Origin of the sequence: Acetobacter sp. DsW_54, from assembly GCF_002153575.1 — a bacterium.
GTDB lineage: Bacteria > Pseudomonadota > Alphaproteobacteria > Acetobacterales > Acetobacteraceae > Acetobacter > Acetobacter fabarum.
The window spans coordinates 168,933-193,571 of the sequence record NZ_JOPD01000007.1; the positions used below are offsets into that span (position 1 = coordinate 168,933).

Genomic DNA, 24,639 nt, shown 5'->3' on the forward strand with positions numbered 1-24,639 from the left:
AAGCCAGACTGTAATCAGGTACGGTGGTGGTGCTTGTTGCTGTGTACCACGGTATGCGCGCTAGGGTGGTAGCTAACCAGATGCACCATTTTACCATGTGGGGCAGAGGCCAGAATGACCTTGTGCGAGGCATGGTTTGTTGTGGCCGCATGGCGCACAACATGGCGAACATGCACAACAGGAGGGGGAGCAGTCAGGGAGGCAAAGGTTAACTTGCTGGCTTCCAGATCGGAAAGAACGCGTTCCGCATGCACTGAAGAACTGGTGGCCATTACACTCAGACCGATACCGGCCAGAGCAAAAAGCCCGCGTACAAACGGAACTCGCGTCATTAACCTTAGCCCCCTGATCTTATGTCTGCCTGAAACTATACAAAGCAATTGCAGGCTGACAACCTATAATTCAGGCGGATGCGTTACAGGCGATGTTTTTTTCCTGCAGCAGTTTTTGCAGTTCACCGGTCTGGTACATTTCGGTCACAATGTCGCACCCACCAACAAATTCACCTTTGACGTAAAGCTGGGGAATGGTGGGCCAGTTGGAATAGTCCTTAATGCCCTGACGCAGTGCGGAATCTGCCAGAACATTGGCGGCTTTGAACGGCACACCAATCTGCTGCAGAATCTGCACTACACGGGCAGAAAAGCCACACTGTGGGAAATCGGCATCCCCCTTCATGAAAAGCATGACAGGGTTGGAATCAATATCCTGCTGGATGGTCTGTTTGATGGAATCAGTCATCTGTCTGTTGTCCTTGGTCGTATGGAAGCCGGGTTCTGGTCAGGGAGCAGATGTACGGAGGGCCAGCGCATGCAGCTTGCCCCCCATGTGTCCTTCCAGCGCATTGTAAACGAGCTGATGCTGCCTTACGCGTGGAACATCACGAAAAGCTTCGCTTACAATTGAACAGGAATAGTGATCCCCATCTCCCGCCAGATCATCAATCTTGATCTGGGCATCGGGGAACGCCTTCAGAATATAAGCTTCAAGTTCTGTGGCGGACATGGCCATGGTGCTGTCCCTTCCCTATTGGTCCATCAGCGCAGGAAAAAAGGTTTCATGCGCTGATTTAAGGCGTGCTGCAGATATGGTGACGCCGCTGGGAAGAATCAAATCATTTCCACCGGAGCGACCCATCAGGCGTGCAGGCACCCCGGCCTGTGCGGCTTTGGTACAAAAAGACTGGGCATCGGCAACGCACACAAGGTAACGGGCCTGATCCTCACCAAACCAGAAGGCTTCCGGGCGGATGCCGGAATCCGGGCTTTCCAGTTCGCAACCTGTGCCGGATGCCATGACCATTTCGGCCGCGGCAACCAGAATACCGCCATCGGCGATATCGTGGCATGCGCTAATCTGGCCTGCCTGAATTTCGGCCCGGACAAAATCCCCGTTCCGCTTTTCTGCTGCCAGATCAACCTTTGGTGGTGCGCCTTCTTCACGCCCCAGAATCTCGCGCAGCCAGATGGACTGGCCAAGTTCACCCTTGGTCGCGCCAATCAGCACCAGGTCACTGTCAGGCTGCATACCAAGACCCACGGCAGAGGACACATCATCAAGCACACCAAGCCCACCAATAGCGGGAGTTGGCAGAATGGCCTGAGTTGTGCCGTCGGGCATACGGGTTTCGTTATACAGGGAGACGTTACCGCTCACGATGGGGAAGTCGAGAACCTTGCAGGCCTCTCCCATACCCTCGAGGGCCGCAATGAACTGGCCCATGATCTCCGGCTTTTCAGGGTTGCCGAAGTTCAGGTTGTCCGTCACCGCCAGAGGGCGTGCGCCGGTTGCCGTAATATTGCGCCATGCTTCAGCCACGGCCTGTGCGCCACCTGTGCGCGGGTCCGCCTGACAGTAGCGCGGCGTGCAATCCGTTGTCAGTGCAAGACCGAGCTGCGTATCTTCTACCTTAACAATGGCGGCATCCGCAGCGCCGGGGCGGCGGACGGTCTGGCCCCCAACGGTGCTGTCATACTGGTTCCAGACCCATGCGCGCGACGCCAGATCGGGCGAGGCTACAAGCTGGAGCAGCATGGCATCAAGCGAGAGCGGTGCGTGAACACTGCCCAGCTCTGCAGGTTTTTCCGGGGCGATGGAAGGACGGTCATAAACCGGGGCTTCATCTGCCAGAGGTTCAAGCGGAATGTCTGCTTCAAGCTGGCCTTTGTGCTTGATCACAATATGGCCGGTTTCGGTCAGGTGACCGATAATGGCAAAGTCCAGTTCCCACTTTTCAAAAATCTGGCGTGCCAGTTCTGTCCGGTCAGGGCGCAGGACCATGAGCATGCGTTCCTGACTTTCAGAAAGCATCATCTCATATGCGGTCATGTTGGGTTCGCGCTGGGGCACGGCATCGAGGTCAAGCTCGATACCCACGCCACCTTTGCCAGCCATTTCCACGGCGGAAGAGGTCAGGCCCGCTGCACCCATGTCCTGAATGGCAACAATGGCATCTGTTGCCATCAGTTCCAGACAGGCTTCGATCAGCAGTTTTTCAATGAAGGGGTCGCCAACCTGCACGGTCGGGCGCTTGGAAAGCGCGTCTTCATCAAACTCGGCGGAAGACATGGTGGCACCATGGATCCCGTCCCGCCCTGTGCGTGAACCAACATAGACAACAGGGTTGCCAACACCGGCTGCTGCGGACAGGAAAATACGGTCCTGCCGGGCAATGCCCACGGTCATGGCGTTAACAAGCGGGTTGCCGTCATATGCCGGGTGGAAGTTGATTTCCCCCCCGACTGTCGGCACACCCACGCAGTTGCCATAGCCGCCAATCCCACGCACCACGCCATCCACAATCCGGCGGGTAATGGGGTTTTCCGGGCTGCCAAAACGCAGGGCGTTCAGGTTGGCAATGGGGCGTGCACCCATGGTGAACACGTCACGCAGAATGCCGCCAACGCCTGTAGCTGCACCCTGATAGGGTTCGATAAAGGAAGGGTGGTTATGGCTTTCCATCTTGAAGATGGCGGCATAACCCTGCCCGATATCCACAACACCTGCGTTTTCACCCGGCCCATGGATAACCCAGGGAGCCTTGGTGGGCAGGCCACGCAGCCATTTGCGGGAGGATTTGTAGGAGCAGTGTTCCGACCACATGACGGAAAAAACACCCAGTTCCGTCAGGCTGGGCGTACGGCCCATGATAGACAGAACACGGCCGTATTCCTCGCCCGTCAGGCCGAATTCACGCGCCAGGGATTCATCAACGGTTACAGGCTTATTCACCGGACCAGAGCCTCCACCAGACCTTCAAACAGCGGCAGACCATCCTCGCCCCCCATCAGCGGATCAACCAGATCCTCGGGGTGGGGCATCATGCCGCAAATACGTTTGTTTTCGCTCAGAACACCGGCAATGCTGTTCACGCTGCCGTTGGGGTTGCTTGTTCTGTCATCCGCGCACACACGACCCTTGGCATCGGCGTAGCGGAATGCAACGCGGCCTTCGCCTTCAAGCACGGCAAGGGTCTGGGCATCGGCTGTGTAGTTGCCATCCCCATGTGCCAGCGGCGTGCGGAAGATGTCGCCCTTTTTCCAGCGCCGGGTAAAGGGAGTGCCTTCAACCTCCACGCGCAGATGGCAGTCCTGCGAGAGGAACCGCAGGTCCGCATTCCGCAGGAGTGCGCCGGGGAGCAGGTTGCTCTCGGTCAGGATCTGGAAGCCGTTGCACACGCCCAGAATATGCCCGCCTTTGGCGGCAAAGTCGCGCACGGCCCCCATGATGGGGGAATGTGCGGCCATTGCGCCACAACGCAGGTAGTCACCATAGCTGAAGCCACCGGGCAGCACGACCAGATCCACACCGCTCAGATCTGTCTCATGGTGCCAGATCATGCGAGGGGCCTGCCCGGTTACGCGCCGCAGGGCAATGGCCATATCTCGTTCCCGGTTCGTGCCGGGAAATACGACAATCGCTGCTTTCATTTTTTCACGTCACACGGATAAGAGTCATGCAGGGCGGTAAAAACGCTCTCGCCCACTGGTTTGCCCAGAGAGTCGGAATGCGCTTTCAGCCAGGTGAGCACCTTGGTGCGGATGGCGGCAATGTCTTCGCTTGCCGGCACACAAAAGCTCGTGGGGGCGGAGGCATCGCCCGTATTGTGTGCGTTGATCTGGGCAAGGGTCACGCCATCGGTCAGGCCGCTCAGATAGGCATCGCACGTGGTGCGTGAGGCCGAACTGGAGCACATCTTGCCAAGTGCGCCCGCCTTCATGGGGGCCAGCCGCTGGGCATGTGCCACAGTGGGGACCGCCAGCACACCGGCAAGGGCGATCAGGGCGAGGCGCTTCATGCCACAACCTCTACCGAGTAGTCCTCGATAACCAGGTTGGCGAGCAGGTTGCGGGCCATTTCGCCCGCTTTTTCGTGCGCTTCTTCGGCTTTTACACCATGCAGTTCCAGCTCTATGACCTTGCCAACGCGCACATCCTGCACGCCTTCAAAGCCCAGTGTGTGCAGTGCGTGACCAATGGCCTTTCCCTGCGGGTCCAGAACGCCGTCCTTAAGCATGACGGTTACACGTACTTTCATTCTCAAACTCCCAAAGTACCCGTAGGGGTTACTGAACTGTTTCTGGGCCTTTCATGTCACCCCCGGCGCCGTTTTCCGGCAGGATGCCCATGCGGCGTGCAACTTCCTGATAAGCTTCCTTCACGTTGCCCAGATCGCGGCGGAAGCGATCCTTGTCGAGCTTTTCGTTTGTGTGAAGGTCCCACAGGCGGCAGTTGTCAGGCGAAATTTCGTCAGCAAGAACAATACGCATGTCCTCACCTTCCCAGCACCGGCCGAACTCGAGCTTGAAGTCCACGAGCTGGATGCCAATGCCGCTGAACAGGCCGCAGAGGAAGTCGTTCACGCGCATGGACATGCCCGTAATATCTTCCAGATCGTGCGGGCAGGCCCAGCCGAATGCGATAATGTGATCTTCCGATACCAGCGGGTCACCGAGTTCGTCGTTCTTGTAATAGAACTCAACAATCGGGCGCGGCAGGCGCTGGCCTTCGGGGATGTTGAAGCGCTTGGAAATGCTGCCAGCGGCAACATTGCGGATGACCACCTCAAGCGGGATGATCTCCACTTCCTTTACCAGCTGCTCACGCATGTTGATGCGGCGGATAAAGTGGGTGGGGATACCGATTTCCTGCAAACGCAGCATCAGGTGTTCGCTAATGCGGTTGTTGAGCACACCTTTGCCGGTAATCACACCGCTTTTGGCACCATTGCCAGCCGTGGCATCGTCCTTGAAGTATTGCACAAGGGTCCCCGGTTCCGGACCTTCAAAGAGGATTTTGGCTTTACCTTCATAAAGCTGGCGGCGACGGGCCATAATGATCCTTACCTGTCGAAATGTGTGCGGGCGGTTGGGTGACCGCCCCAAAAAACGGGGGAACCAGACTGGTGGTTCACCCCTTTATTGCTTCCGTGTTCATAGCAGGCTTCCCGCGTGGAGGATACAGCCTGTGCAAACCGGGCTGGCGGTTACTGTTTGGGGCCAGTTTCACCGAAGATTTTTTCAAACTGGAAGTCCAGTGCCTTCAGGTGCTGGCGGCTGTCCATGGCGGCATCCAGCACATCGGCGGGAATGCGACCCGAAATTTCGGCATCATCAGCCAGATTTTCGCGGAACGTTTTGCCTTCAGGCGTGCCCAGCTTGGTCCATGTTGCCATCGCGTTGCGCTGGACAATACGGTAGGCATCCTCGCGCGACAGGCCAGCTTTTGCCAGTGCCAGCAGCACTTCGCCCGAATGGACCACGCCGCCAAGGCTTTCGATATTCGCGGCCATACGGTCGGGGTACACCACAAGCTTGGAGATCATGCCGGACAGGCGGGCCAAAGCAAAATCCAGCCCGATGGTGGCATCGGGGCAGATGTTACGCTCGACCGAGGAGTGGCTGATGTCACGCTCGTGCCACAGAGCCACGTTTTCCAGTGCCGGAATAACCGCTGCACGCACCAGACGGGCAAGGCCGGTCAGGTTTTCGGTCAGCACGGGGTTGCGCTTGTGCGGCATGGCGGAAGAGCCCTTCTGCCCCGGATGGAAGAATTCCTCCGCTTCGCGCACTTCGGAGCGTTGCAGGTGGCGGACTTCCGTTGCAAGCCGCTCAATGCCGCTGGCAATAACGCCAAGAGCGCAGAAGAATGCAGCATGGCGGTCACGCGGGATAACCTGGGTGGAAACCGCTTCGGCCTGCAGGCCAAGGCGTTCGGCCACGTAAGCTTCCACACGCGGGTCAAGATGGGCGTATGTGCCCACAGCGCCGGAAATGGCACAGGTGGCAATTTCGGCCCGTGCGGTTTCAAGGCGGGTTCTGTTCCGGGCGAACTCGGCGTAATGGCCAGCAATCTTGAGGCCGAAAGACGTGGGCTCGGCATGAATGCCGTGACTGCGGCCAATGGTCAGGGTGTGTTTGTGTTCAAACGCACGTGCCTTAAGGGCGGCCAGAGTTTCGTCCAGATCCTTGAGCAGCAGGTCGGTGGCCTGCACAAGCTGCACGGCAAGGCAGGTGTCCAGCACGTCCGAGGAGGTCATGCCCAGATGGACAAACCGGCTTTCTGGGCCAACCTTTTCTGCCAGCCATGTCAGGAACGCAATAACGTCATGCCGTGTTTCGGCTTCGATCTCGTCAATCCGGGCGAGGTCTGCATCGCAAAAAGCAGCCATGGCGGCGTTGCCTTTTTCGCGGACCACTTTGGCGGCTTCCTTGGGGACCGTCCCGTATTCTGCCATGGCTTCACAGGCCAGAGCTTCGATCTCGAACCAGATTCGATAGCGGTTTTCAGGGGACCAGATTGCGGCCATGACGGGGCGGGTATAGCGCGGCACCATAACGCGAATTCCTTAACCAGAACAGTTTAAACGTCAGACAGGTGGCGCCTCTCTAGCGGATTTCGCGCATGTCGTCTGCCCGCAATGCGGAAAACTTTGACATTTTCTGCTGTGTGCCAGAAATACGCGCCATTCAATGCGTGTTCTGGAATCGGAGTTATTGTGGCCAACCTATTTGATTCTGCCAGTTTTCCGGCAGTTGCCGCCCTCTTGCAGGTTGTGCTGATTGATGTGACTCTGGCCGGGGACAACGCAGTTGTCATTGGTATGGCCGTACGCTCCCTTGGCGGGGCACAGCGGCGCAAGGCCATTTGGGCCGGTGTGGGGCTGGCTGCGGTCATCAGGGTGCTGCTGGCACTTGTAGCGGTCAAGCTGTTGAGCATTGTTGGCCTGACACTGGCCGGCGGCCTGCTCCTGCTATGGGTCTGCTGGCGCATGTACCGCGAAATGCAGCACGCCAACGCTGCTGATGGGGCAGCGGGCAGCGCACCGGGCAGCCTGCGTTCGGCCATTATCAAAATCCTGATCGCTGATTTGTCGATGAGTCTGGATAACGTGCTGGCCGTGGCCGGGGCTGCACGTGAACACCCCGGTATTCTGGTTATGGGGCTGGCCCTGTCTGTTGTGCTCATGGGGCTTGCGGCCTCCCTGATTGCGCGGCTGCTTGAGCGTTATAAGTGGATTTCGTGGGTGGGGCTGCTGGTTGTGCTGGGCGTTGCCGTGGAACTGATTGTTAGTGGCGGTGGAGAGGTTTGGGGCCACCTGTCCTGAGCCTGACGCAGGTGTGTCAGGCAGGCCGCCCCTGCCTGACAAAAGAACTTGCTAAATTGCAAAAAACCCGTTGAATTTCGGGTATGACCCGTTCTTACCCTTCATGGCGGCGGCAGCTTGTTGCCGCAGTATCTCTGGTCGGGTTTTCCCTGACCGCCTGCTCCGGTCCATCTGCCCAGCAGGTATCCGCACCTGAGGAAAGTGCCGGAGCAAGTGATGGTGCGCCCACCCGCAATGCCTTGCCGGTAGGTAACCTGAACGATCGGCTGGATACATGGCTCCGTCTTGTCGGGCCTGCACATGCAAGTGCTCAGGATTATGCCGATTTTTTACAATCCGGCAGTGTGTGGCCACGCTGGTCGGTGCTGGTCCTGCGTATGCAACAGGCTCTGGCAAACGAGACAGATACACAGGTGCTGGCCTGTTTGTGCCACAGCCAAAAACTGACTTATGCTCCGGCATTGGTGCAGTGCGCTACGCAGCTACCAGATGATAAACCCCTCCAGCAGCAGCTTGCGGCCGAGGCTGTAACCGCATGGACCAATGGGAACGACACACCTGTAGCAGCAACTACGCTGGCCAGTACGTTTGGGGCAAGCCTTACCCCCCAGAGTTCATGGTTACGTTTTGACCGGGAGGAACGGTCTGGTCTGGTCAATGCTGCCCAGCAAACCCTGCCTTATCTTTCCGCCAGCAGGCAGCCGTTGGCGCAGGCCCGGCTGGCATTAAGAAACAATGACCCAACGGCACAATCCCAGTTTGATGCCCTGCCCTCTTCCGCGCGTGCCGACCCGTGGCTTGTGCTGGATCTGGCCCGCTGGCTGCGCAAGCAGCAACGCTATGACGAAGCCGTTGCTCTATGGAAAGCAGGAGCCGTTGAGGCCGAACGGACAACCCGCTCCAAGCTGTTCTGGCGCGAGCGGGATGGGCTGGCCCGTGAGCTGATCCAGCAGAATCGGGCTGGGGATGCCTTTGCCGTGGCGAATGACACAATCGCCCAGGGTGAAAGCCGTTTGGACGCTGTGTTCCTGAGCGGGTGGATTGCTCTGCGTATGCAGCATGATGCCGCAACCGCAGAGGACTTTTTTCGTCAGCTTACAGAATCTTCGTCGCTCATTACGCGCAGCCGTGGGTTTTACTGGCTTGGCCGTGCCCGGGCTTCTGTCGGCAATATGGCCTCGGCTCAGGCGGACTGGACGCGTGCTAGCGCTTACCCCGGCACCTATTACGGTCAAATGGCAGCAGCAACGCTGGCAGGTCAGGCCAATGCCCTGCTGGAACCGGAGCAGGTGCCTGCACTGATCGTGCAAAACCTCAGGAGTGCGGATAACGCACTGCCCCCGTCTTCTGAAGAGACACTACCAACAGGCAATGACCTGCTGCTGGCGGCTCTTCGGCTGGCGGCCATGGGGGATAAAGACCATACGCGTGATTTTTTGAACCTGTTTGAAAAACAGGTCACACAAACACCGCAACGTCAGGCGCTTTCGTCTCTGGCGTTGCGTCTGGGGGTGCCCGATATTGCCGTTACCGTAGCACGCCATGCCGGGCGGGATGGTGTGTTTATGCTACGTTCGGGCTGGCCCCTGCCCTACACGCCGCCACAGAGCAGTTTGCCCCAAGATTTTGTTATGGGCCTCATGCGGCAGGAGAGCAGCTTTAACCCCGATGCCGTAAGCCCATCCAATGCAATCGGCCTTATGCAGATCAAGCCTTCTACTGCGGCGGATATGGTGCGGGCTGCTGGGGTAGCGCCATCTGCCGCTACGGCTGTGGGGCTGCGGGATGCACAAAACAACATGCAACTGGGTACGGCCTACCTGCTCCATTTGCAGGATCGGTTTGGCCCCATAGTGCCGTATATGGCTGCCGCCTATAATGGAGGGCCTACCCGGTTGGCCAAATGGCTGACCACGGCAGGCGATCCCGCCCATAATGGGGGGCAAATGGAGCAGATGATCGACTGGGTGGAAAACATTCCCTATGGCGAAACACGTAACTACGTGCAGCGTGTATGGGAAAACATGATTGTTTACAAAGCATTGGGAACACCGGAATGACCCCTGCCCGTTTGATCGCAACGTTTGGAGGCTGTGGCCTGTCCCCCCGTGCCCCCGGCACCGTTGGCTCCTTTGCCGCCTTGCTGGTTGGGCTACCCTTGCTAAAGCGGCCCCGCACGCTGGCCTGTGCTGCTGTAGCGGCAACCGTTGTGGGGTGGTGGGCCACAGCACGGGCGGGCAAAGGGGAAGACCACAGCTGGATTGTGATTGATGAAGTGGCGGGTATGTGGATCGCCCTGCTGGCCTGTTTACCCGATAGTGACCAGAGCGAAGAAGCAACCAAAGCCAAGCACCGCTTGTTATGGCCCATTGTGGCGTTTGGGCTGTTCCGCGTGTTTGATATTACCAAGCCCGGCCCCATAGGTACGCTGGACAGGCGGCATGATGCTATTGGCGTTATGGGGGATGATGTGCTGGCCGGGGTTGCCAGTGCAGGCTGTGTGCACGCACTACGCAAAGTATGGACGGCACGGAACTAAAAAGGGTTGAACATGCGCGAACAGACAGAAGAGTATGGCCCTGCGGTTCTGGCCGAAGCCGAACGTGTTCTGGCTCTGTTGCGCGCAGCAGAACTGCGGGTTGTTACGGCTGAAAGCTGCACGGGCGGGCTGGTCGCTGGAGCATTAACGCATTTTGCCGGGTCTTCAGATGTGACCGAAGGTGGCTTTGTCACCTACTCCAACGGCATGAAGCAGGCAGTACTGGGCGTGCAGGCCAGCACATTAGCGGCCCATGGCGCGGTGAGTGCACAAACGGTAGAGCAGATGGCTGAGGGCGCGTTGAACGCCTGCTCCAGTGCCTGTGTGGCTGTGTCTATTTCCGGCATTGCGGGGCCAGGAGGCGGGAGTGTGGGCAAGCCTGTGGGGCTGGTCTGGTTTGCCACTGCGCTGCGTGGAGGCCCAACTCGCGCGGACCAGCAGATATTCTCCGGGGATCGGGTACAGGTGCGTGAGCAGGCCGTGTTGCACGCTTTAAGGCTTGTTTCTGCCCGCTTGGTTCATCTGTAACGGGTTATCGTCTGTCTGCCGGGTTATAAATAGGGGCTTCCTGTAAATCCGGTGCCATAACCCCTGTGCCTTTGGCTATGGTACCATCTGGCAATGCAGGAGTGGCGGCCGGTTGGACAGGCTGGGCGCGCTGTATATGTGCCAGACTTTGAGCGTTTAACGCATCCGCTGTTACGCTCCCGCCATGAGGCTGATCCGTTAGGGCTGTGCGCTCTGTTTGTTTTGGCAGTGTGTCTGCCATGGTGTGTGCAACTGGCGCCAGTATTCCACCAAGCAGAAGCAGATAAAACAGTATGGGCATGCGGTTGTCCCCTGTGTTCAAACTCTGGGTTCTGCGTGATGGTGGTATGGTTCAGGTTGCTGTTTTCTGGCCTGAAAGAGCGGCTGGAGTGGCGGTGCCAGCCTGTAGTACGGGAGGGCCATAAACCTCTTTGGCACGCTTGATAAAAGCGGAAACCATAAGACGGGTTGCCTCGGTAAAGACTACACCAATAGCCGCTTGCAGAATGCGGGAGTTAAACTCGAAATCGACAAAAAAATCGACCTGACAGCCATTGGCATGGGGCGTGAACTTCCACACATTACGCAGGTAGCGGAACGGCCCGCGCTCGTAACGCACGGTAATGGTGGACGGACGGTCCAGTGTCACACGGGAGGTAAAACTCTCCCTGAACGGACCAAAGCCTATGGTCAGGTCGGCAACAAGTTCTGTTTCGGTGCGGCTGCGCAGGCGTGCGGCAACACACCAGGGTAAAAAGGCGGGGTAGTGTGCAACGTCCGCAACCAGATCAAAAATCTGGTCGGGACGATAGGGCAGAACACGCGTCTCTGCGTGTTTAGGCATTACAGGGCCTCCTTCAGGCGCTTGTTGCGTGCTTCGCGCAGCTGCGCAAAATCTGTGTCGGCATGGTAGGAAGAGCGCGTAAGGGGGCTTGAACTGACCTGCAAAAACCCTTTTACGCGCGCCATGGTGCCGTATTCCTCGAATTCTTCCGGTGTTACAAAGCGTGCAACGGCAGCGTGCTTGACCGTGGGCTGCAAATACTGCCCCATTGTGATAAAATCCACATCAGCAATGCGCAGGTCATCCATGACCTGAGCGAGTTCCATTTTTTCTTCACCCAAACCCAGCATCAGCCCGGATTTGGTGAAAATGGAAGGGTCAAGCTGCTTGACCCGGTCCAGCAGGCGCATGGACTGGTAATACCGCGCGCCGGGCCGGATGGTGGGGTAAAGGCGTGGCACGGTTTCCAGATTATGGTTGAACACGTCCGGGCGGGCTTTAACAACCACTTCCAGAGCCTTGTCTTTACGCAAAAAATCCGGTGTCAGGATTTCAATGGTCGTGTCGGGGGATGTCGCGCGTATGGCAGCAATGACACGCGCAAAATGCTGCGCTCCCCCATCGGCCAGATCATCCCGGTCAACAGAAGTGATCACCACATGGCGCAGGCCCAGCTTGGCTACGGCTTCTGCCACGCGTTCAGGCTCGCCGTCATCCAGAGCATGAGGCAAGCCGGTGCTGACATTGCAGAATGCGCACGCACGGGTGCAGATTTCCCCCATGATCATCATGGTAGCGTGGCGCTGTGACCAGCACTCCCCTATGTTGGGGCATGCGGCCTCTTCACATACAGTGACCAGCTTGTTGTCACGCATGAGGGTTCGTGTTTCGTGGTACGTCGGGTGGTTGGGTGCTCTAACCCGTATCCACTCCGGCTTGCGGGCAATGGGGTTGTCCGGCCGATGGGCTTTTTCGGGGTGCCGTATCCGGCTTGTCCCACCTTTTCGATGATCAATCTCGACACGAGTAGACATGACTTCGCCCATTTATACCCAAAGAGTGCAGATAGAACTGGAATGCCCCTGCATGCACGTCAAGGTGTTGGAGAGGCGATAACCGGGAATGGGGCATCAAACCCGCGAGATTGATGCCCTACCCTTTTGAAAACAAAAGACTAAAAGTGCAAAGCGCCATCATAGGCCGCAAGAACGGCCTCATGCATGGATTCAGAAATGGTGGGGTGCGGGAAAATGGTTTCAGCCAGTTCCGCTTCCGTCAGTTCCCCTGTGCGGGCAATAACGTACCCCTGAATCATTTCAGTCACTTCCGCGCCAATCATGTGTGCGCCAAGCAGCTCGCCAGTCTGGGCATCAAAAACCGTTTTGATCAGCCCGTCCGGTTCACCCATGGCAAGGGCTTTACCATTGGCAATAAGCGGGAAGCGGCCAACACGTACCTTGTAACCAGCCTCCAGCGCCTTTGCTTCCGTGTAACCAACGGAGGCAATTTGCGGGCGGCAGTAGGTACAGCCGGGTATTTTGGTCGGGTCAATTGGGTGGACTTTTCTGCCCGCAATGGCCTCTACACACATCACGGCTTCATGGCTGGCCTTGTGGGCAAGCCATGGCGCACCGGCCAGATCGCCAATAGCGTACACGCCGGGCTCGCCCGTGCGGCAAAGCGCATCTGTGACCACATGCGTCCGATCGACCTGGATTTTGGTCCCTTCCAGCCCGATTTTTTCCACATTGCCAACAATACCAACGGCAGAAATAACCCGTTCGGCAACCAATGTATCGGCTTTACCATTGACGGTAACGGGAATGCTGACCCCGGTTGCCGTTTTCTGCAACGTGCCGATCTTGGCGCTGGTCAGCACCCGAATGCCCTGTTTTTCAAAGGCTTTGCGTGCAAGCTGGCTTATTTCAACATCTTCTACGGGCAGAATGCGCTCGGCAACTTCCACCAGCGTTACGTCCGCACCCATATTGCGGTAGAAGGATGCAAACTCGGTGCCAATAGCGCCAGAGCCAATAACCACAAGGCTTTTGGGCATGGTTTCTGGCACAAGGGCTTCCTTGTAGGACCAGATGAATTGACCATCCGGCTCCAGCCCCGGCAGCACCCGTGCGCGCGCACCGGTTGCCAGAATAACGTGCTGGGCGGTGAGCGTGGTGGGGGTTGCTCCATCCTTGCTGACGAGCACTTTGCGGCGACCGTTGGCCAATGTGCCGTCCAGCTTGCCATGGCCGTCAAAAACCGGAACCTTGGCCTTTTTAAGCAGATGCGCAACCCCTGTGGACAACTGCTTGGAGACAGCCCGGGAGCGGGCAACAATTTTTTTAAAATCAAAGCTTACACCATCGGCCTTAAACCCATAGGCCGGCAGGTCGTGTAGCAGATGATTGATTTCCGATGCCCGAAGCAGCGCCTTGGTGGGGATGCACCCCCAGTTAAGGCAGATGCCACCAAGATGCTGGGCTTCAACCACCGCAACGGAGAGTTTAAGCTGGGCAGCGCGTAGGGCGGCAACATACCCACCCGGCCCGCCACCAATGACGATCACATCAAAATCTGTCTGGCTCATGATGCCAAATTTCTCCCGCAAAAGGCTGCGTTACAGAACAAGAGCCAGAGGTGCCTGCACAATGTTACGGAAGGCCGAGAGCCACTTGGCCGCCATGGCCCCATCCACCGCACGGTGATCGACCGAGAGTGTTACAGTCATGACTGTTGCCACTTTAATCTCGTCACCACTCACAACAGGCTGTCTTTTGCCAGCGGCAATGGCCAGAATGGCGGCCTGCGGGGGGTTCACAATAGCTGCGAATTCCTTGACGCCGAACATCCCCATATTGGAAATGGAGAACGTACCGCCCTGAAACTCTTCGGGCTTCAGCTTGCCTGCTCTGGCGCGGGAAACCAGAGATTTGGCTTCCTGACTGATCTGCTTGAGGCTTTTGCGGTCAGCAGCCCGCACAATGGGGGTAATCAGCCCATCATCAAGGGAAACCGCCACGGAAATATCCGCATCTTCATGCAAGATCATGGCGTCTTCCGTAAAGGAGGCGTTGACTTCGGGCACCTGCTTGAGCGCAAGAGCCGCCGCCTTGATCAGCATGTCATTAACCGACAGCTTGAACGCGTCCTGCCCTTCATCATGAGACAGGGCATTGAGCTGTGAGCGTAATGCCATAAGCGCATCAAGTTCCACATCCATGGAAACATAAAAGTGCGGAATGGTCGCCTTGGCTTCACTCAACCGGCGGGCAATCACCTTGCGCATGGTGGTGTGCGGCACCGTACGGCTTGCGCCCGTGGGAAGAGGTGCATTTGCCTGCTGGCCGGGTTTGGGAGCGGCCGCTGGCTGTGCGGCAGCCGCTTCCACATCGCGTTTGACAATGCGTCCGTTAGGCCCTGTTCCCTTGAGCGTAGATAGATCCACATTTTTTGCAGCGGCAATGCGGCGAGCAAGCGGGGAGGCAACAATGCGGTTGGCCGGGCGAGAGGCCTGCAATGCAGCCGCCGGGGCAACCGGTGCACTGGCTGGTGCTACAGCAGCCGCCTGTGCGGGGGCCGGTGCAGATGCTGCGCTGGTGGCGGGCGGTGCGGCAGAGTCCGGCACAGCCTCCCCTTCTTCCACCATAATGGCGATGGGCGTATTGACCGCAACCCCCTCGGTCCCTTCGGGAACAAGGATGCGGCCAAAAATGCCATCTTCAATGGCTTCTACTTCCATTGTGGCCTTGTCGGTTTCGATTTCGGCCAGCACATCGCCATTGTTAACCGTATCGCCCTCTTTTTTCAGCCAGCGGGCAATCTTACCCTCTGTCATGGTGGGAGAGAGGGCGGGCATCAGAATTTCAATTGCCATCTTTCATCACCTCAGATCAGGCTGCGCACGGCTTTAACCACGTGCTCAGACTGTGGAAGGGCCAGTTTTTCCAGATTGGCTGCAAATGGCATGGGCACATCTTCACCGGCAACGCGCACGGGGGGGGCATCCAGCCAGTCAAAGGCATGTTCAATAACCTGCATGGCCACTTCGGAGCCAATGCCAGCAAACGGCCAGCCTTCTTCCACCGTGACAAGGCGGCTGGTCTTTTTCACGCTGTTGACAATTGTGGCTGTATCCAGCGGGCGAATGCTGCGCAGGTTGATCACTTCGGCCTCAATCCCCTGCTTGGCAAGTTCGGCCGCCGCATCCAGCGCTGTACCTACAGCAATGGAAAAAGCAACGATGGTGACATCGGTGCCAGCCCGTTCGATCTTTGCCTTGCCAATGGGCAGAATGAAATCTTCATCAATCGGGCAAGGGAACTTCTGCCCATAAAGAATCTCATTTTCCAGCACGATCACTGGGTTCGGGTCACGGATAGCAGCGCGCAGTAGCCCCTTGGCGTCTGCTGCGGACCACGGGGCTACAACTTTAAGTCCTGGCACATGGCCGTACCAGCTTGCGTAACACTGCGAATGCTGGGCACCCACGCGTGCGGCAGCGCCGTTAGGGCCACGGAACACAATGGGGCACCCCATCTGCCCGCCGGACATATACAGCGTTTTGGCAGCGGAGTTGATAATGTGGTCAATGGCCTGCATGGCAAAGTTCATGGTCATGAACTCGACAACAGGTTTAAGCCCGGTCAGGGCTGCGCCAACGGCCATGCCGGTAAAGCCATGCTCGGTAATGGGCATGTCCAGCACGCGTTTTTCGCCAAACTCCTGCAACAGCCCCTGCGAGATTTTGTAAGCACCCTGGTATTCGGCGACTTCCTCACCCAGCAGGAACACGTCTTCATCGCGGCGTAGTTCTGCTGCCATGGCATCGCGCAGGGCTTCACGCACGGTAATTTCCCGCGTTTCACCCCAGTCCTGCTCTGGTTCGGTCGGGCTCAGGGGTGTTGCGGGCGCGGTTGCAGGGGATGCCGTGCTGGCTGCTGCCGGTGCGGGAGCGCTGGTGGTGGGCGCATCGCTTACGGTGTCGGCTTCGGGCACGGCTTCACCGTCTTCAACCACAATGGCTATGGGGGTGTTTACGGCAACACCTTCAACCCCTTCGTTGATCAGCACACGACCAAGAATACCGTCTTCAATGGCTTCAATTTCCATTGTGGCCTTGTCGGTTTCGATCTCGGCCAGCACGTCGCCGGTGGTAATGGTGTCCCCTTCCTTTTTCAGCCAGCGGGCAATTTTGCCTTCTGTCATGGTGGGGGAAAGGGCGGGCATTAAAATTTTAGTCGCCATAATCTGCTCAGGCCTCCAGCACAACGTCCGTATAAAGTTCAGAAGGATCAGGTTCCGGGCTGGTCTGCGCGAATTCGGCTGAGTCGTTCACGACGGCTTTAATTTCGGCTTCCATGGCTTTGAGCGTGGCTTCTTCAACCCCGGCGTCCAGAAGGATATGCTTGACGTGTTCAATCGGGTCACGCGTCTTGCGGACCAGATCAACCTCCTCACGCGTGCGGTATTTGGCCGGATCGGACATGGAATGACCACGGTAGCGATAGGTCATCATTTCCAGAATGTAAGGGCCTTTGCCCGCGCGGCAGTGTGCCACGGCCTGAGCTGCGGCGGCATGCACGGCAGCAACATCCATGCCATCCACCTGCACGCCGGGAATGCCCCAAGGCTCGCCATTTTTGTACAGGTTATGGGAAGCCGAAGCCCGCTCGATTGCAGTACCCATGCCGTATTTGTTGTTTTCGATGACAAAAATACAGGGCAGCTTGTGCAGGGCGGCCAGATTGAAGCTTTCGTAAACCTGCCCCTGCCCGGCTGCGCCATCCCCAAAATACGCAACAGAAACTTCATCCGTGCCGCGATATTTGTTGGCGAAAGCCAGACCAATGCCAAGTGCTACCTGTGCACCAACAATACCATGCCCGCCATAGAAGTTCTTCTCGCGCGAGAACATGTGCATGGAACCGCCCTTGCCATGCGAATAGCCCGTGGCGCGGCCGGTCAACTCAGCCATAACGCCCCGCGGGGTCATACCTGCGACAAGCATCTGCCCATGGTCGCGGTAGGAGGTGATCAGCTTGTCCCCGTCCTTGAGGCACATCTGTATGCCAACCACAACGGCTTCCTGCCCGATGTAAAGGTGGCAGAACCCCCCGATCAGCCCCATGCCGTAAAGCTGCCCGGCTTTTTCTTCAAACCGGCGGATCAGCAGCATGTCGTGATAAGCTGTTAGAAACTGCTCCCGGGTCAGTGATGGGCCGTTGCCACCGACTGCGCCGACCTGCTCAGATGTTGTTTCCATGTATGGACCCTCTACGATACATAGGTAAATGCGTCTTATAACGTAATGTCTTGGCGGCCAGGGGACTGGTCGGTTCGAGCATTTTATCGTGTTTTTTGCATAAAAAAATGCCGTCTGATCAGGGCACCTTGGTTATTTGGCGTTATATTCTCCTGATCTGCCACCGCTTTTGTGCTGTAGCCGGATATTGTCGATGCGCATGCTACGGTCAACGGCCTTGCACATGTCATAGAGTGTGAGGGCCGCGACAGATACCGCAGTCAACGCCTCCATTTCCACTCCGGTTGCGTCTTTTGTTGTAACAGCCGCAGTGATCTCGATTTTGTCATCTGTAGCGACAAGATCAAGCGTGACAGATGTCAGGCGCAACGGGTGGCACAGGGGGATAACATCAGCCGTTTTTTTTGCGGCCATAATCCCCGCAATCCGGGCTGTTGCCAGCACATCCCCTTTGGGCATGGAGCCCGAGACAATCAGATCCAGCGTGTGGCGCTGCATATGCACTTCTGCTGCCGCAATGGCCTTGCGGAAGGTCTCGTCCTTATCGGATACATCCACCATCCGGGCATGCCCGGATGAATCCAGATGGGTCAGGGGCTGTTCGCGCACTGTTACTTCAGTCCGAGCAATGTGCGTGCAGCAGCTCCGGGGTCTGGCTGGCGGAGCAGCGTTTCACCGACCAGAAAGCCCGTGACCCCAATAGAGGCAAGCTGGGCAATTTCTTCGTGTGTTTTAATCCCGCTTTCGGAGATGATAATCCGGTCAGGCGGCACCAGAGGGGCAAGCTGGCTGGTGGTGTTGATGTCTGTTGTCAGAGTCTTGAGGTTACGGTTGTTAATACCGATCAGGAACGTGTCCAGCGCCAGTGCGCGGTTCAGTTCGTCCTCATCATGCACTTCCACCAGAACGTCCATATCCAGACCCTTGGCGTGATCAACCAGTTCCAGCGCCATTTCATCTGTCAGAATGGACATGATCAGCAAGATGCAGTCAGCACCGATCATCCGGCTTTCGTAAACCTGCCACGGGTCGAGAATAAAGTCCTTGCGCAGGACTGGCAGCGCGCAGGCGGCCCGGGCTGTTGCCAGATCCTCGTTTGCACCGTGGAAGCATGAGCTTTCCGTCAGCACGGAAATGCAGGCTGCCCCGGCCTGTTCGTAGGCAAGGGCGATCCGCGCGGGGTCGTATTCTTCCTGCAAGATACCCGCAGACGGAGATGCCTTCTTGATCTCGGCAATCAGGCCCACGGCGCGGTCAGCGGCTTTTTCCTTGAGCGCACGACCGAAGCCCCGAGGGGCTTCCTTGGTTTCCTGCGCTTTGGCTACAACTTCCTTTAAGGGGTGCAGCGTGGAGCGATGTTCCACTTCCAGCCGTGTCCGCGCACAGATGCGGGCCAGAACGTCTGGCAGTTCATCTACTTTGCAGTCAGGTGTGACGGCAGCGGAAGCTACAGTGGACGTGGAGGATGTATCGTTCATGATTGTCCTGTCATGTCTCCGGCGTGTGCATCCGAACGTGATGCACGTAAACCATTAAGCACCGCAAGGGCAGTGCCGTTGTCGAGTGAGCGTGCGGCGGTTGCCACACTGTTCCTGAGGCTGGCCGGGTCAATCCGGCCATTGTGCAGGACAGTCTGTTGACCGGCAACATGCAGCGCAAATGCCGCGTTCAACAGAACCGTATCACGGTACGCCCCGTGTGCGCCACGCAGGAGTGCTTCCAGCGCCTGCGCGTTATGCCGGGCATCGCCCCCTTTAATGGCGGATACGGGGGCGTAAGGCAGGCCCGCCATGTCCGGCTCAATCAGGTGGGACTGAATCTGCCCGTTTTCAAGCGCTAAAGCCTGCGTAGGGCCTGCCAGTGTTATTTCGTCTATGCCGCCCTGCCCGTCCTGCGGCTGGCCGCAGACCGTCCACACACATTCCGACCCCAGACGGGCCAGCACTTCCGTAACCGGACGGAGCCACTGGGTGGAAAAAACCCCCATAAGCTGGCGTTTGACACCAGCCGGATTAACCATGGGACCAACCAGATTGAACAGCGTGGGCAGTGCCAGCATTTTTCTGGCACCAGCCGCGTGCCGCATAGCCGGGTGGTGGTGCGGTGCGGCCATAAACACCACATGGTGGCGCGCAAGCTGTTCGGCAAGAACCTCTGCGTTGGAAGACAATGGCACGCACAGAGCCGCCAGCACGTCGGACGCTCCGGCGAGGGAGGAAATGGCTCTGTTGCCATGTTTGGCCACTGGCACCCCAAGGGCTGCCAGCACAAAGGCGACGGCGGTGGAAACATTCAGCGTGCCGTAATTATCCCCCCCCGTGCCACAGACATCAATCGTGTTGTCGGGAGCGTTGGGGACAGGGTACATCCGCTGCCGCAGGGCAGTTACAGCGCCAAAAAGCTCATCCTGTGTTTCCCCGCGCACGCGTAATGCCATTAAAAAAGCGGCAATCCGTTCGGGTGGAACATGGCCATCCATAATGCTGCCAAATGCGGCTTCGGCCTGCGCAGCACTCAGGCTTTTACGTTGTGCAAGCGCATGCAGAACCCCGGAAAAAAAAGCAGGGTCTTCCGTGCTGCCAATCGTAGTGGCGGGCTCAGGCATGGAGCAGGCCCGCTGTCCATGCCCGTGCGTGGGTCAGAAAATTGCGGAGCAGATCATGCCCATGTTCCGATGCAATGCTCTCGGGGTGGAACTGTACGCCCGAGATGGGGTGCAGCTTGTGCCGTACGCCCATAATCACGCCATCGGCGGTCCATGCCGTAACTTCCAAGTCATCTGGGATGCTGGAAGGTTCAAGGGTCAGGCTGTGATAACGGGTTGCATTGAACGGGCTGGGGAGCCCTTCAAAAACGTCAGTCCCGTTATGAAAAACAGGGCTGATTTTGCCGTGCATGGGGGTTGGAGAGCGCACAACCTGCGCCCCAAACACCTGCCCGATGGACTGGTGACCAAGGCAGACACCAAAAACAGGTATCTTGCCAGCGGCGGCGGCTATCAGATCACAGCAGATCCCTGCCTCGTTCGGGGAGCAGGGGCCGGGGGACAGAACAATGGCGTCCGGGGCAAGAGCCATGGCCTCTGCCACGCTGAGCGTATCGTTTCGGCGGACGTCGCACTCCTCACCCAGTTCGCCCAGATAGTGGACCAGGTTGAAGGTAAAGCTGTCATAATTGTCGATCAGTAGGATCATGGCGGAATGATGACCTTTTCGTGCGCACGGGTCAAATGACGTGTCGGAAAGGCGCGGTTTATCCGCGGCCTGTCCGTGCCATTATCAAGGCTTCCTCGGCTGCGCGGAACACGGCGCGGGCTTTGTGCTGGGTTTCCTCATACTCTGATTCCGGCACACTATCCGCCACAACCCCACAACCTGCCTGCACGTGCATGGAACCGTCTTTGACAACGGCCATGCGCAGGCCAATGCAGGTGTCCATATCCCCCCCTGCACCAAAATAACCTATGCAGCCGGCGTAGGTGGCGCGGCGGGTCCGTTCGACCTCGTCAATAATTTCCATGGCGCGGATTTTGGGGGCGCCGGTCAGGGTTCCTGCGGGAAAAGCCGCAACCAAGGCGTCCAGCGCTTCCAGATCAGGCTTGAGCGTGCCTTCCACATTGGAGGAAATATGCATGACGTGGCTGAACCGCTCGATCACAAACCGCTCTGTGACCTTCACGGAGCCGGGGGAGCATACGCGCCCGACGTCATTCCGGCCCAGATCAATCAGCATCAGATGCTCGGCGATTTCCTTCTGGTCGGCCAGAAGATCCTGCTCAAGTGCCAGGTCCTCAGCTGCGGTTTTGCCGCGCGGGCGTGTTCCCGCCAAAGGCCGCACAGTCATTTTGCCGTCTCTGAGCCGCACAAGGATCTCGGGGGATGACCCGACCAGCGAGAAGCTCCCAAAATCCAGATGGAACAGGAAAGGAGCCGGATTTATGCGCCGGAGTGCACGGTAGAGGGAGAGTGACGGCAGCGCAAAAGCTGTTGAAAAACGCTGGCTTGGCACAACCTGAAACGCATCGCCCGCAGCAATATAGTCCTGAATGCGGGTGATGGCGGCGCAAAAATCGTTATGTGTGAACGTGGACGTGGGTTCGACAAAGGCTGGAACATTCGCCGGAATGCCTGCCGATGGGAGTGCCCCGCTCAGGCAGTCTCTGGCACGTTGGAGCAATGCCTGAGCGCGCTCCCATGCTTCTGGTGCCGTGTCGGCCGCATTGGGGCGGACGGGGGTCGCCAGAATAAGCTCGTCCGTTACCGTATCAAAAACAGCAAACAGACCCGGACGCATCAGAATGGATTCTGGCAGGTTCAGGTCGTCTGGTGGTGCGTCTGGCAGGTGTTCCATCTGGCGCACCATGTCGTACCCCAGATACCCGAACAGGCCACCAATCATGGGGGGGAGTTCGGGCGGGAGGTCCATGCGGGACGCGTGGATCAGGGCACGCAGGCTGGCCAGTGGTGCAGTACCTTCGTCTGGTACAGCTTTTGCAGGCAGGCCGTTATGGCATGTGCTGGTGCTGACCTTGCCGTTATGGCAGGTCCATACCAGATCTGGCCGCAGGGCAATAACGGAGTAGCGACCGCGGGTGACGCCGCCCTCCACACTTTCCAGCAGCAAGGTATATTGCCCTGTGCCACCTTCCAGATGTGCCAGCCGCATATAGGCAGACACCGGGGTCAGCAGGTCGGCAGGTTCCACAGAATAAATAATGGAACCCCTGCCCGCTTCCCATGCCGCAATGCAGTCCTGTTTACTGGGGGATGCCGCCGTGTGCGCCTTCATGCCCGGGTTCACTGGACTGGTCCCCCAAATCCGGCGGCAGACAGGGCCGCCTGAATGGCGGCGTTGTTAATGTGCGGGGGCAGTCGCTTGTTAAGGTCCTGCACATAGCTGGCCGCCAGATCATCAGCATAGGCCTGTGTCAGGTTGTTTTTCAGCTTTTGCAGAACATCAATGGGTGCCGGAGGATTGGGTACAAAAACCTTAGTCACCACAGCGACAAAAAAAGTATCTGCATTTTCAGCCATAACAGCCTGCCCCGCCTTCATGCGGGGGATGTAGCTGGCAATTTCGGGCGGCAGGGCCTTGCCGGGGTTGGTGAAGGAGAATGGAATGTCACGGGCAACCTGAATGCCAGAGGCCGTCTGGCCCGCAATGCTTCCCTTCTGGCGGGCTGCCAGAAACAAGGCCGTTGCCTGCTGGTCTGCCGTGTGGTGGCGGGTATCGGCCTGCCATGCAGCCAGCACGTCGCCCTTTGCCTGCTCAAACGAGCGGGGGGTAGCGGGTGTTATGGAATCAACTTCAACTGCAAACCAGCTGTTATCCGGGCCTTCGAGCAGATTAGGCGGATCTCCGGCTTTCTGGGCAAAGACCTGATGCACAATGGCATCGCGCAGCTTGCCCGAAGCCGGAATCGGAGCAGGCTGTTTTTCTGCCGTATTGCCCTGCGCGTCCAGTGAGCCGGAAATGGCAGCGGCACCAATTGTATCTGGAATGGCGTCCAGCCCTTTGCCAGCAATGGCGTCCTGCAACTGCCGGCGGCGTTCGGTCACAACAGACGGTGCGGCCGCAGTCCGGTATTGCTGCAAAATTTCCTGCCGGGCATCTGCAAAGGAGGTGCTGTGCGCGGGCAGGATTTTGGTCACGCGGAAAACAGACCAGCCCATTTCGGTTTTAACCGGCCCCGTAACCTGCCCTTGCGGTGCCTGAAACAAAACCTGCTTGAGTACGTCAGAAGGAATGGTCGTGGGGCGAGCGCCCGGCATTTCCACCGATGCAGCGCCTTTGACGGCACCTTGCGCAGCCTGCCAGCTCCCTTTGAGCTTCCATGCATCGGCAATTTTCTGGGCGTCAGATTCGGATGTGGCTGTGATCAGCTGAATATCGCGGGTTTCTGGCACGTTGTAGTGGCTGCTTTGTGCATCATACGCGCGCTTGAGCTGCGTATCATCCATTGTAATCGTATCCGCCACGGTTTGGGGGGACAGGACCACAATGCGTGCATGCCGCAATTCCGGGGTGCCAAACAGCCACACATGGTTCGTATAATAGCGCTGCAAGGTTGCCGTATCCGGCGCGGGAGGGGCCGGCTGTGCTGCAACGGGAATGCTGATCAGGTCCACCATGCGTGTGGTTGCGCCGTAATCGACCAGAGTTTTGAGCAGGATGTTGGAGACCCGGCTCCCCTGCGCCATGGGTTGCAGCAGGGTGCGTACGGTCAGGTCGTCGCGGATCATGTCCAGCACCTGCTGTTCACTTAACCCCTGCGCACTCAGGCGCTGGTTGAACACGGCGCGGTCAAACTGGCCAGTAGGCCCTTTGAAGTAAGGGAGGGAAAACACTTCCTCCCTGATGGCGGAATCCGGCACAATGATTTTAAGCTGGCGAGCGGCTTCAAGCAGTTCGGCCTGTGCAATCAGGCGTTGCAAAATCTGGCGCGCAATCTGCCCCTGCATGATGGGAGACAGGGCAGAAGGGTCTTTGACCCCCATCTGCTGGGTGATTGTCGGCATTTCAGAGCGCAGGGCCATGGCCAGGTCACGCGTGGGTATGCGGTGCTGGCCAACCCGGGCCACCACATCCGTCTCTTCGCTCATGAAGCCAATAACGTCGCCAATACCCCAGCTGACAAAGGCCAGAAAAATAACAATGGCAACAACGCGGCCCAGCCACGATTCAACAAGTACTCGGCGCAGGTAGGAAATCATGACCCTATGGATCCACAGCTCATCATAAATGGTTTATGCTGATTGCAGCACATCTTGGGGCGGCACCATAAGCGGAGGTGTGCCGCTTGACCAGACTTAACCGTTGTGGGGCAGCAATAAGGTATAAACCCTCTCTTGCGCCTGAGTGTGCGTGTATGGTTTAGCCTGTTGCCAACAGTGCCATGGCAGACGCACATGCAGCGCGTGG

26 protein-coding genes are annotated in these 24,639 nt (G+C 57.9%); 4 read left to right on the forward strand and 22 right to left on the reverse strand.

Going from position 1 to position 24,639, the window contains the following annotated elements; translation table 11 throughout:
* Window positions 1-14 precede the first annotated feature (14 nt).
* The 9 genes from HK20_RS04920 to purB form a co-directional block, all read right to left on the reverse strand.
* A complete protein-coding gene (locus HK20_RS04920; protein WP_086645960.1) occupies window positions 15-332 on the reverse strand; it encodes a hypothetical protein in 318 nt (105 codons plus the stop codon).
* A 70-nt stretch (window positions 333-402) separates the two neighbouring features.
* On the reverse strand, window positions 403-741 hold the full coding sequence (gene grxD, locus HK20_RS04925) for a Grx4 family monothiol glutaredoxin (RefSeq protein ID WP_086645961.1): 339 nt from the start codon (window positions 739-741) through the stop codon (window positions 403-405).
* Between the two features lie 39 nt (window positions 742-780).
* Window positions 781-1,011 carry a BolA/IbaG family iron-sulfur metabolism protein gene (locus HK20_RS04930; protein ID WP_025825210.1) on the reverse strand — a complete coding sequence of 77 codons (231 nt, stop codon included), beginning with the start codon at window positions 1,009-1,011 and terminating at the stop codon, window positions 781-783.
* 15 nt (window positions 1,012-1,026) lie between these two features.
* Window positions 1,027-3,231: a phosphoribosylformylglycinamidine synthase subunit PurL gene (gene purL / locus HK20_RS04935; RefSeq protein WP_086645962.1), complete on the reverse strand. Its 2,205-nt coding sequence runs from the start codon at window positions 3,229-3,231 to the stop codon at window positions 1,027-1,029.
* A complete protein-coding gene (purQ, locus tag HK20_RS04940; protein ID WP_086645963.1) occupies window positions 3,228-3,929 on the reverse strand; it encodes a phosphoribosylformylglycinamidine synthase subunit PurQ in 702 nt (233 codons plus the stop codon). The genes purL and purQ overlap by 4 nt, the downstream gene beginning before the upstream one ends.
* On the reverse strand, window positions 3,926-4,297 hold the full coding sequence (locus HK20_RS04945) for a Rap1a/Tai family immunity protein (RefSeq protein WP_086645964.1): 372 nt from the start codon (window positions 4,295-4,297) through the stop codon (window positions 3,926-3,928). The genes purQ and HK20_RS04945 overlap by 4 nt, the downstream gene beginning before the upstream one ends.
* Window positions 4,294-4,536, reverse strand: coding sequence for a phosphoribosylformylglycinamidine synthase subunit PurS (purS, locus tag HK20_RS04950; RefSeq protein WP_086645965.1), 243 nt, complete (start codon window positions 4,534-4,536; stop codon window positions 4,294-4,296). Before purS ends, HK20_RS04945 begins: the two co-directional genes overlap by 4 nt.
* A gap of 28 nt (window positions 4,537-4,564) precedes the next feature.
* Window positions 4,565-5,332 (reverse strand): phosphoribosylaminoimidazolesuccinocarboxamide synthase, encoded by a 768-nt coding sequence (purC, locus tag HK20_RS04955; protein WP_086645966.1) that lies wholly within the window; start codon window positions 5,330-5,332, stop codon window positions 4,565-4,567.
* A 152-nt stretch (window positions 5,333-5,484) separates the two neighbouring features.
* A complete protein-coding gene (gene purB / locus HK20_RS04960; protein ID WP_086645967.1) occupies window positions 5,485-6,834 on the reverse strand; it encodes an adenylosuccinate lyase in 1,350 nt (449 codons plus the stop codon).
* A 162-nt stretch (window positions 6,835-6,996) separates the two neighbouring features.
* Between purB and HK20_RS04965 the strand changes: the two genes are divergently transcribed.
* The 4 genes from HK20_RS04965 to HK20_RS04980 all read left to right on the forward strand — a co-directional run bounded on the left by HK20_RS04965 (window position 6,997) and on the right by HK20_RS04980 (window position 10,672).
* Window positions 6,997-7,605: a YjbE family putative metal transport protein gene (locus HK20_RS04965; RefSeq protein ID WP_233129079.1), complete on the forward strand. Its 609-nt coding sequence runs from the start codon at window positions 6,997-6,999 to the stop codon at window positions 7,603-7,605.
* An 83-nt stretch (window positions 7,606-7,688) separates the two neighbouring features.
* Window positions 7,689-9,665, forward strand: a complete 1,977-nt coding sequence (locus tag HK20_RS04970; RefSeq protein WP_086645969.1) for a lytic transglycosylase domain-containing protein — start codon at window positions 7,689-7,691, stop codon at window positions 9,663-9,665.
* A complete protein-coding gene (locus HK20_RS04975) occupies window positions 9,662-10,144 on the forward strand; it encodes a phosphatidylglycerophosphatase A (protein WP_086645970.1) in 483 nt (160 codons plus the stop codon). The genes HK20_RS04970 and HK20_RS04975 overlap by 4 nt, the downstream gene beginning before the upstream one ends.
* Before the next feature lie 12 nt (window positions 10,145-10,156).
* Window positions 10,157-10,672, forward strand: a complete 516-nt coding sequence (locus tag HK20_RS04980; RefSeq protein WP_086645971.1) for a CinA family protein — start codon at window positions 10,157-10,159, stop codon at window positions 10,670-10,672.
* A 4-nt stretch (window positions 10,673-10,676) separates the two neighbouring features.
* Here the strand turns inward: HK20_RS04980 and HK20_RS04985 are convergent, their stop codons facing one another.
* The 13 genes from HK20_RS04985 to HK20_RS05045 all read right to left on the reverse strand — a co-directional run bounded on the left by HK20_RS04985 (window position 10,677) and on the right by HK20_RS05045 (window position 24,431).
* Window positions 10,677-10,973: a hypothetical protein gene (locus HK20_RS04985; protein WP_086645972.1), complete on the reverse strand. Its 297-nt coding sequence runs from the start codon at window positions 10,971-10,973 to the stop codon at window positions 10,677-10,679.
* Window positions 10,974-11,024: 51 nt separating this feature from the next.
* Window positions 11,025-11,516, reverse strand: coding sequence for a type II toxin-antitoxin system RatA family toxin (locus tag HK20_RS04990; RefSeq protein ID WP_086645973.1), 492 nt, complete (start codon window positions 11,514-11,516; stop codon window positions 11,025-11,027).
* Window positions 11,516-12,490 carry a lipoyl synthase gene (lipA, locus tag HK20_RS04995; RefSeq protein WP_086646064.1) on the reverse strand — a complete coding sequence of 325 codons (975 nt, stop codon included), beginning with the start codon at window positions 12,488-12,490 and terminating at the stop codon, window positions 11,516-11,518. Before lipA ends, HK20_RS04990 begins: the two co-directional genes overlap by 1 nt.
* Before the next feature lie 140 nt (window positions 12,491-12,630).
* Complete coding sequence (lpdA, locus tag HK20_RS05000; RefSeq protein ID WP_086645974.1) at window positions 12,631-14,043, reverse strand: dihydrolipoyl dehydrogenase; 1,413 nt, start codon at window positions 14,041-14,043, stop codon at window positions 12,631-12,633.
* Window positions 14,044-14,073: 30 nt separating this feature from the next.
* Window positions 14,074-15,330 carry a pyruvate dehydrogenase complex dihydrolipoamide acetyltransferase gene (locus tag HK20_RS05005; protein WP_086645975.1) on the reverse strand — a complete coding sequence of 419 codons (1,257 nt, stop codon included), beginning with the start codon at window positions 15,328-15,330 and terminating at the stop codon, window positions 14,074-14,076.
* An 11-nt stretch (window positions 15,331-15,341) separates the two neighbouring features.
* Complete coding sequence (locus HK20_RS05010; protein ID WP_086645976.1) at window positions 15,342-16,700, reverse strand: pyruvate dehydrogenase complex E1 component subunit beta; 1,359 nt, start codon at window positions 16,698-16,700, stop codon at window positions 15,342-15,344.
* Window positions 16,701-16,707: 7 nt separating this feature from the next.
* Entirely contained in the window at window positions 16,708-17,718 is a 1,011-nt protein-coding gene (gene pdhA / locus HK20_RS05015; protein ID WP_086645977.1) for a pyruvate dehydrogenase (acetyl-transferring) E1 component subunit alpha, read from the reverse strand.
* 132 nt (window positions 17,719-17,850) lie between these two features.
* Window positions 17,851-18,327, reverse strand: coding sequence for a cyclic pyranopterin monophosphate synthase MoaC (gene moaC, locus HK20_RS05020; protein WP_086645978.1), 477 nt, complete (start codon window positions 18,325-18,327; stop codon window positions 17,851-17,853).
* A gap of 2 nt (window positions 18,328-18,329) precedes the next feature.
* Complete coding sequence (trpC, locus tag HK20_RS05025) at window positions 18,330-19,196, reverse strand: indole-3-glycerol phosphate synthase TrpC (RefSeq protein ID WP_086645979.1); 867 nt, start codon at window positions 19,194-19,196, stop codon at window positions 18,330-18,332.
* Complete coding sequence (gene trpD / locus HK20_RS05030; protein WP_086645980.1) at window positions 19,193-20,323, reverse strand: anthranilate phosphoribosyltransferase; 1,131 nt, start codon at window positions 20,321-20,323, stop codon at window positions 19,193-19,195. Before trpD ends, trpC begins: the two co-directional genes overlap by 4 nt.
* Entirely contained in the window at window positions 20,316-20,912 is a 597-nt protein-coding gene (locus HK20_RS05035) for an aminodeoxychorismate/anthranilate synthase component II (RefSeq protein WP_086645981.1), read from the reverse strand. Before HK20_RS05035 ends, trpD begins: the two co-directional genes overlap by 8 nt.
* A gap of 58 nt (window positions 20,913-20,970) precedes the next feature.
* Window positions 20,971-22,506, reverse strand: coding sequence for an anthranilate synthase component I (gene trpE, locus HK20_RS05040; protein ID WP_086646065.1), 1,536 nt, complete (start codon window positions 22,504-22,506; stop codon window positions 20,971-20,973).
* 8 nt (window positions 22,507-22,514) lie between these two features.
* Window positions 22,515-24,431 (reverse strand): SurA N-terminal domain-containing protein, encoded by a 1,917-nt coding sequence (locus HK20_RS05045; protein ID WP_086645982.1) that lies wholly within the window; start codon window positions 24,429-24,431, stop codon window positions 22,515-22,517.
* Window positions 24,432-24,639 lie beyond the last annotated feature (208 nt).

Bases quoted from the DNA above. Each gene is read 5' to 3' on its own strand.
- trpC (WP_086645979.1), bottom strand. From the start codon at position 19,196: ATGAACGATACATCCTCCACGTCCACTGTAGCTTCCGCTGCCGTCACA.
- trpD (WP_086645980.1), bottom strand. From the start codon at position 20,323: ATGCCTGAGCCCGCCACTACGATTGGCAGCACGGAAGACCCTGCTTTT.
- HK20_RS04970 (WP_086645969.1), top strand. From the start codon at position 7,689: ATGACCCGTTCTTACCCTTCATGGCGGCGGCAGCTTGTTGCCGCAGTA.
- trpE (WP_086646065.1), bottom strand. From the start codon at position 22,506: ATGAAGGCGCACACGGCGGCATCCCCCAGTAAACAGGACTGCATTGCG.
- lipA (WP_086646064.1), bottom strand. From the start codon at position 12,490: ATGTCTACTCGTGTCGAGATTGATCATCGAAAAGGTGGGACAAGCCGG.
- purB (WP_086645967.1), bottom strand. From the start codon at position 6,834: ATGGTGCCGCGCTATACCCGCCCCGTCATGGCCGCAATCTGGTCCCCT.
- pdhA (WP_086645977.1), bottom strand. From the start codon at position 17,718: ATGGAAACAACATCTGAGCAGGTCGGCGCAGTCGGTGGCAACGGCCCA.
- lpdA (WP_086645974.1), bottom strand. From the start codon at position 14,043: ATGAGCCAGACAGATTTTGATGTGATCGTCATTGGTGGCGGGCCGGGT.
- HK20_RS05005 (WP_086645975.1), bottom strand. From the start codon at position 15,330: ATGGCAATTGAAATTCTGATGCCCGCCCTCTCTCCCACCATGACAGAG.
- HK20_RS04985 (WP_086645972.1), bottom strand. From the start codon at position 10,973: ATGCCCATACTGTTTTATCTGCTTCTGCTTGGTGGAATACTGGCGCCA.
- grxD (WP_086645961.1), bottom strand. From the start codon at position 741: ATGACTGATTCCATCAAACAGACCATCCAGCAGGATATTGATTCCAAC.
- purQ (WP_086645963.1), bottom strand. From the start codon at position 3,929: ATGAAAGCAGCGATTGTCGTATTTCCCGGCACGAACCGGGAACGAGAT.
- purC (WP_086645966.1), bottom strand. From the start codon at position 5,332: ATGGCCCGTCGCCGCCAGCTTTATGAAGGTAAAGCCAAAATCCTCTTT.
- HK20_RS04945 (WP_086645964.1), bottom strand. From the start codon at position 4,297: ATGAAGCGCCTCGCCCTGATCGCCCTTGCCGGTGTGCTGGCGGTCCCC.
- HK20_RS05035 (WP_086645981.1), bottom strand. From the start codon at position 20,912: ATGATCCTACTGATCGACAATTATGACAGCTTTACCTTCAACCTGGTC.
- HK20_RS05045 (WP_086645982.1), bottom strand. From the start codon at position 24,431: ATGATTTCCTACCTGCGCCGAGTACTTGTTGAATCGTGGCTGGGCCGC.
- HK20_RS04930 (WP_025825210.1), bottom strand. From the start codon at position 1,011: ATGGCCATGTCCGCCACAGAACTTGAAGCTTATATTCTGAAGGCGTTC.
- HK20_RS05010 (WP_086645976.1), bottom strand. From the start codon at position 16,700: ATGGCGACTAAAATTTTAATGCCCGCCCTTTCCCCCACCATGACAGAA.
- purS (WP_086645965.1), bottom strand. From the start codon at position 4,536: ATGAAAGTACGTGTAACCGTCATGCTTAAGGACGGCGTTCTGGACCCG.
- HK20_RS04990 (WP_086645973.1), bottom strand. From the start codon at position 11,516: ATGCCTAAACACGCAGAGACGCGTGTTCTGCCCTATCGTCCCGACCAG.
- HK20_RS04980 (WP_086645971.1), top strand. From the start codon at position 10,157: ATGCGCGAACAGACAGAAGAGTATGGCCCTGCGGTTCTGGCCGAAGCC.
- HK20_RS04975 (WP_086645970.1), top strand. From the start codon at position 9,662: ATGACCCCTGCCCGTTTGATCGCAACGTTTGGAGGCTGTGGCCTGTCC.
- HK20_RS04920 (WP_086645960.1), bottom strand. From the start codon at position 332: ATGACGCGAGTTCCGTTTGTACGCGGGCTTTTTGCTCTGGCCGGTATC.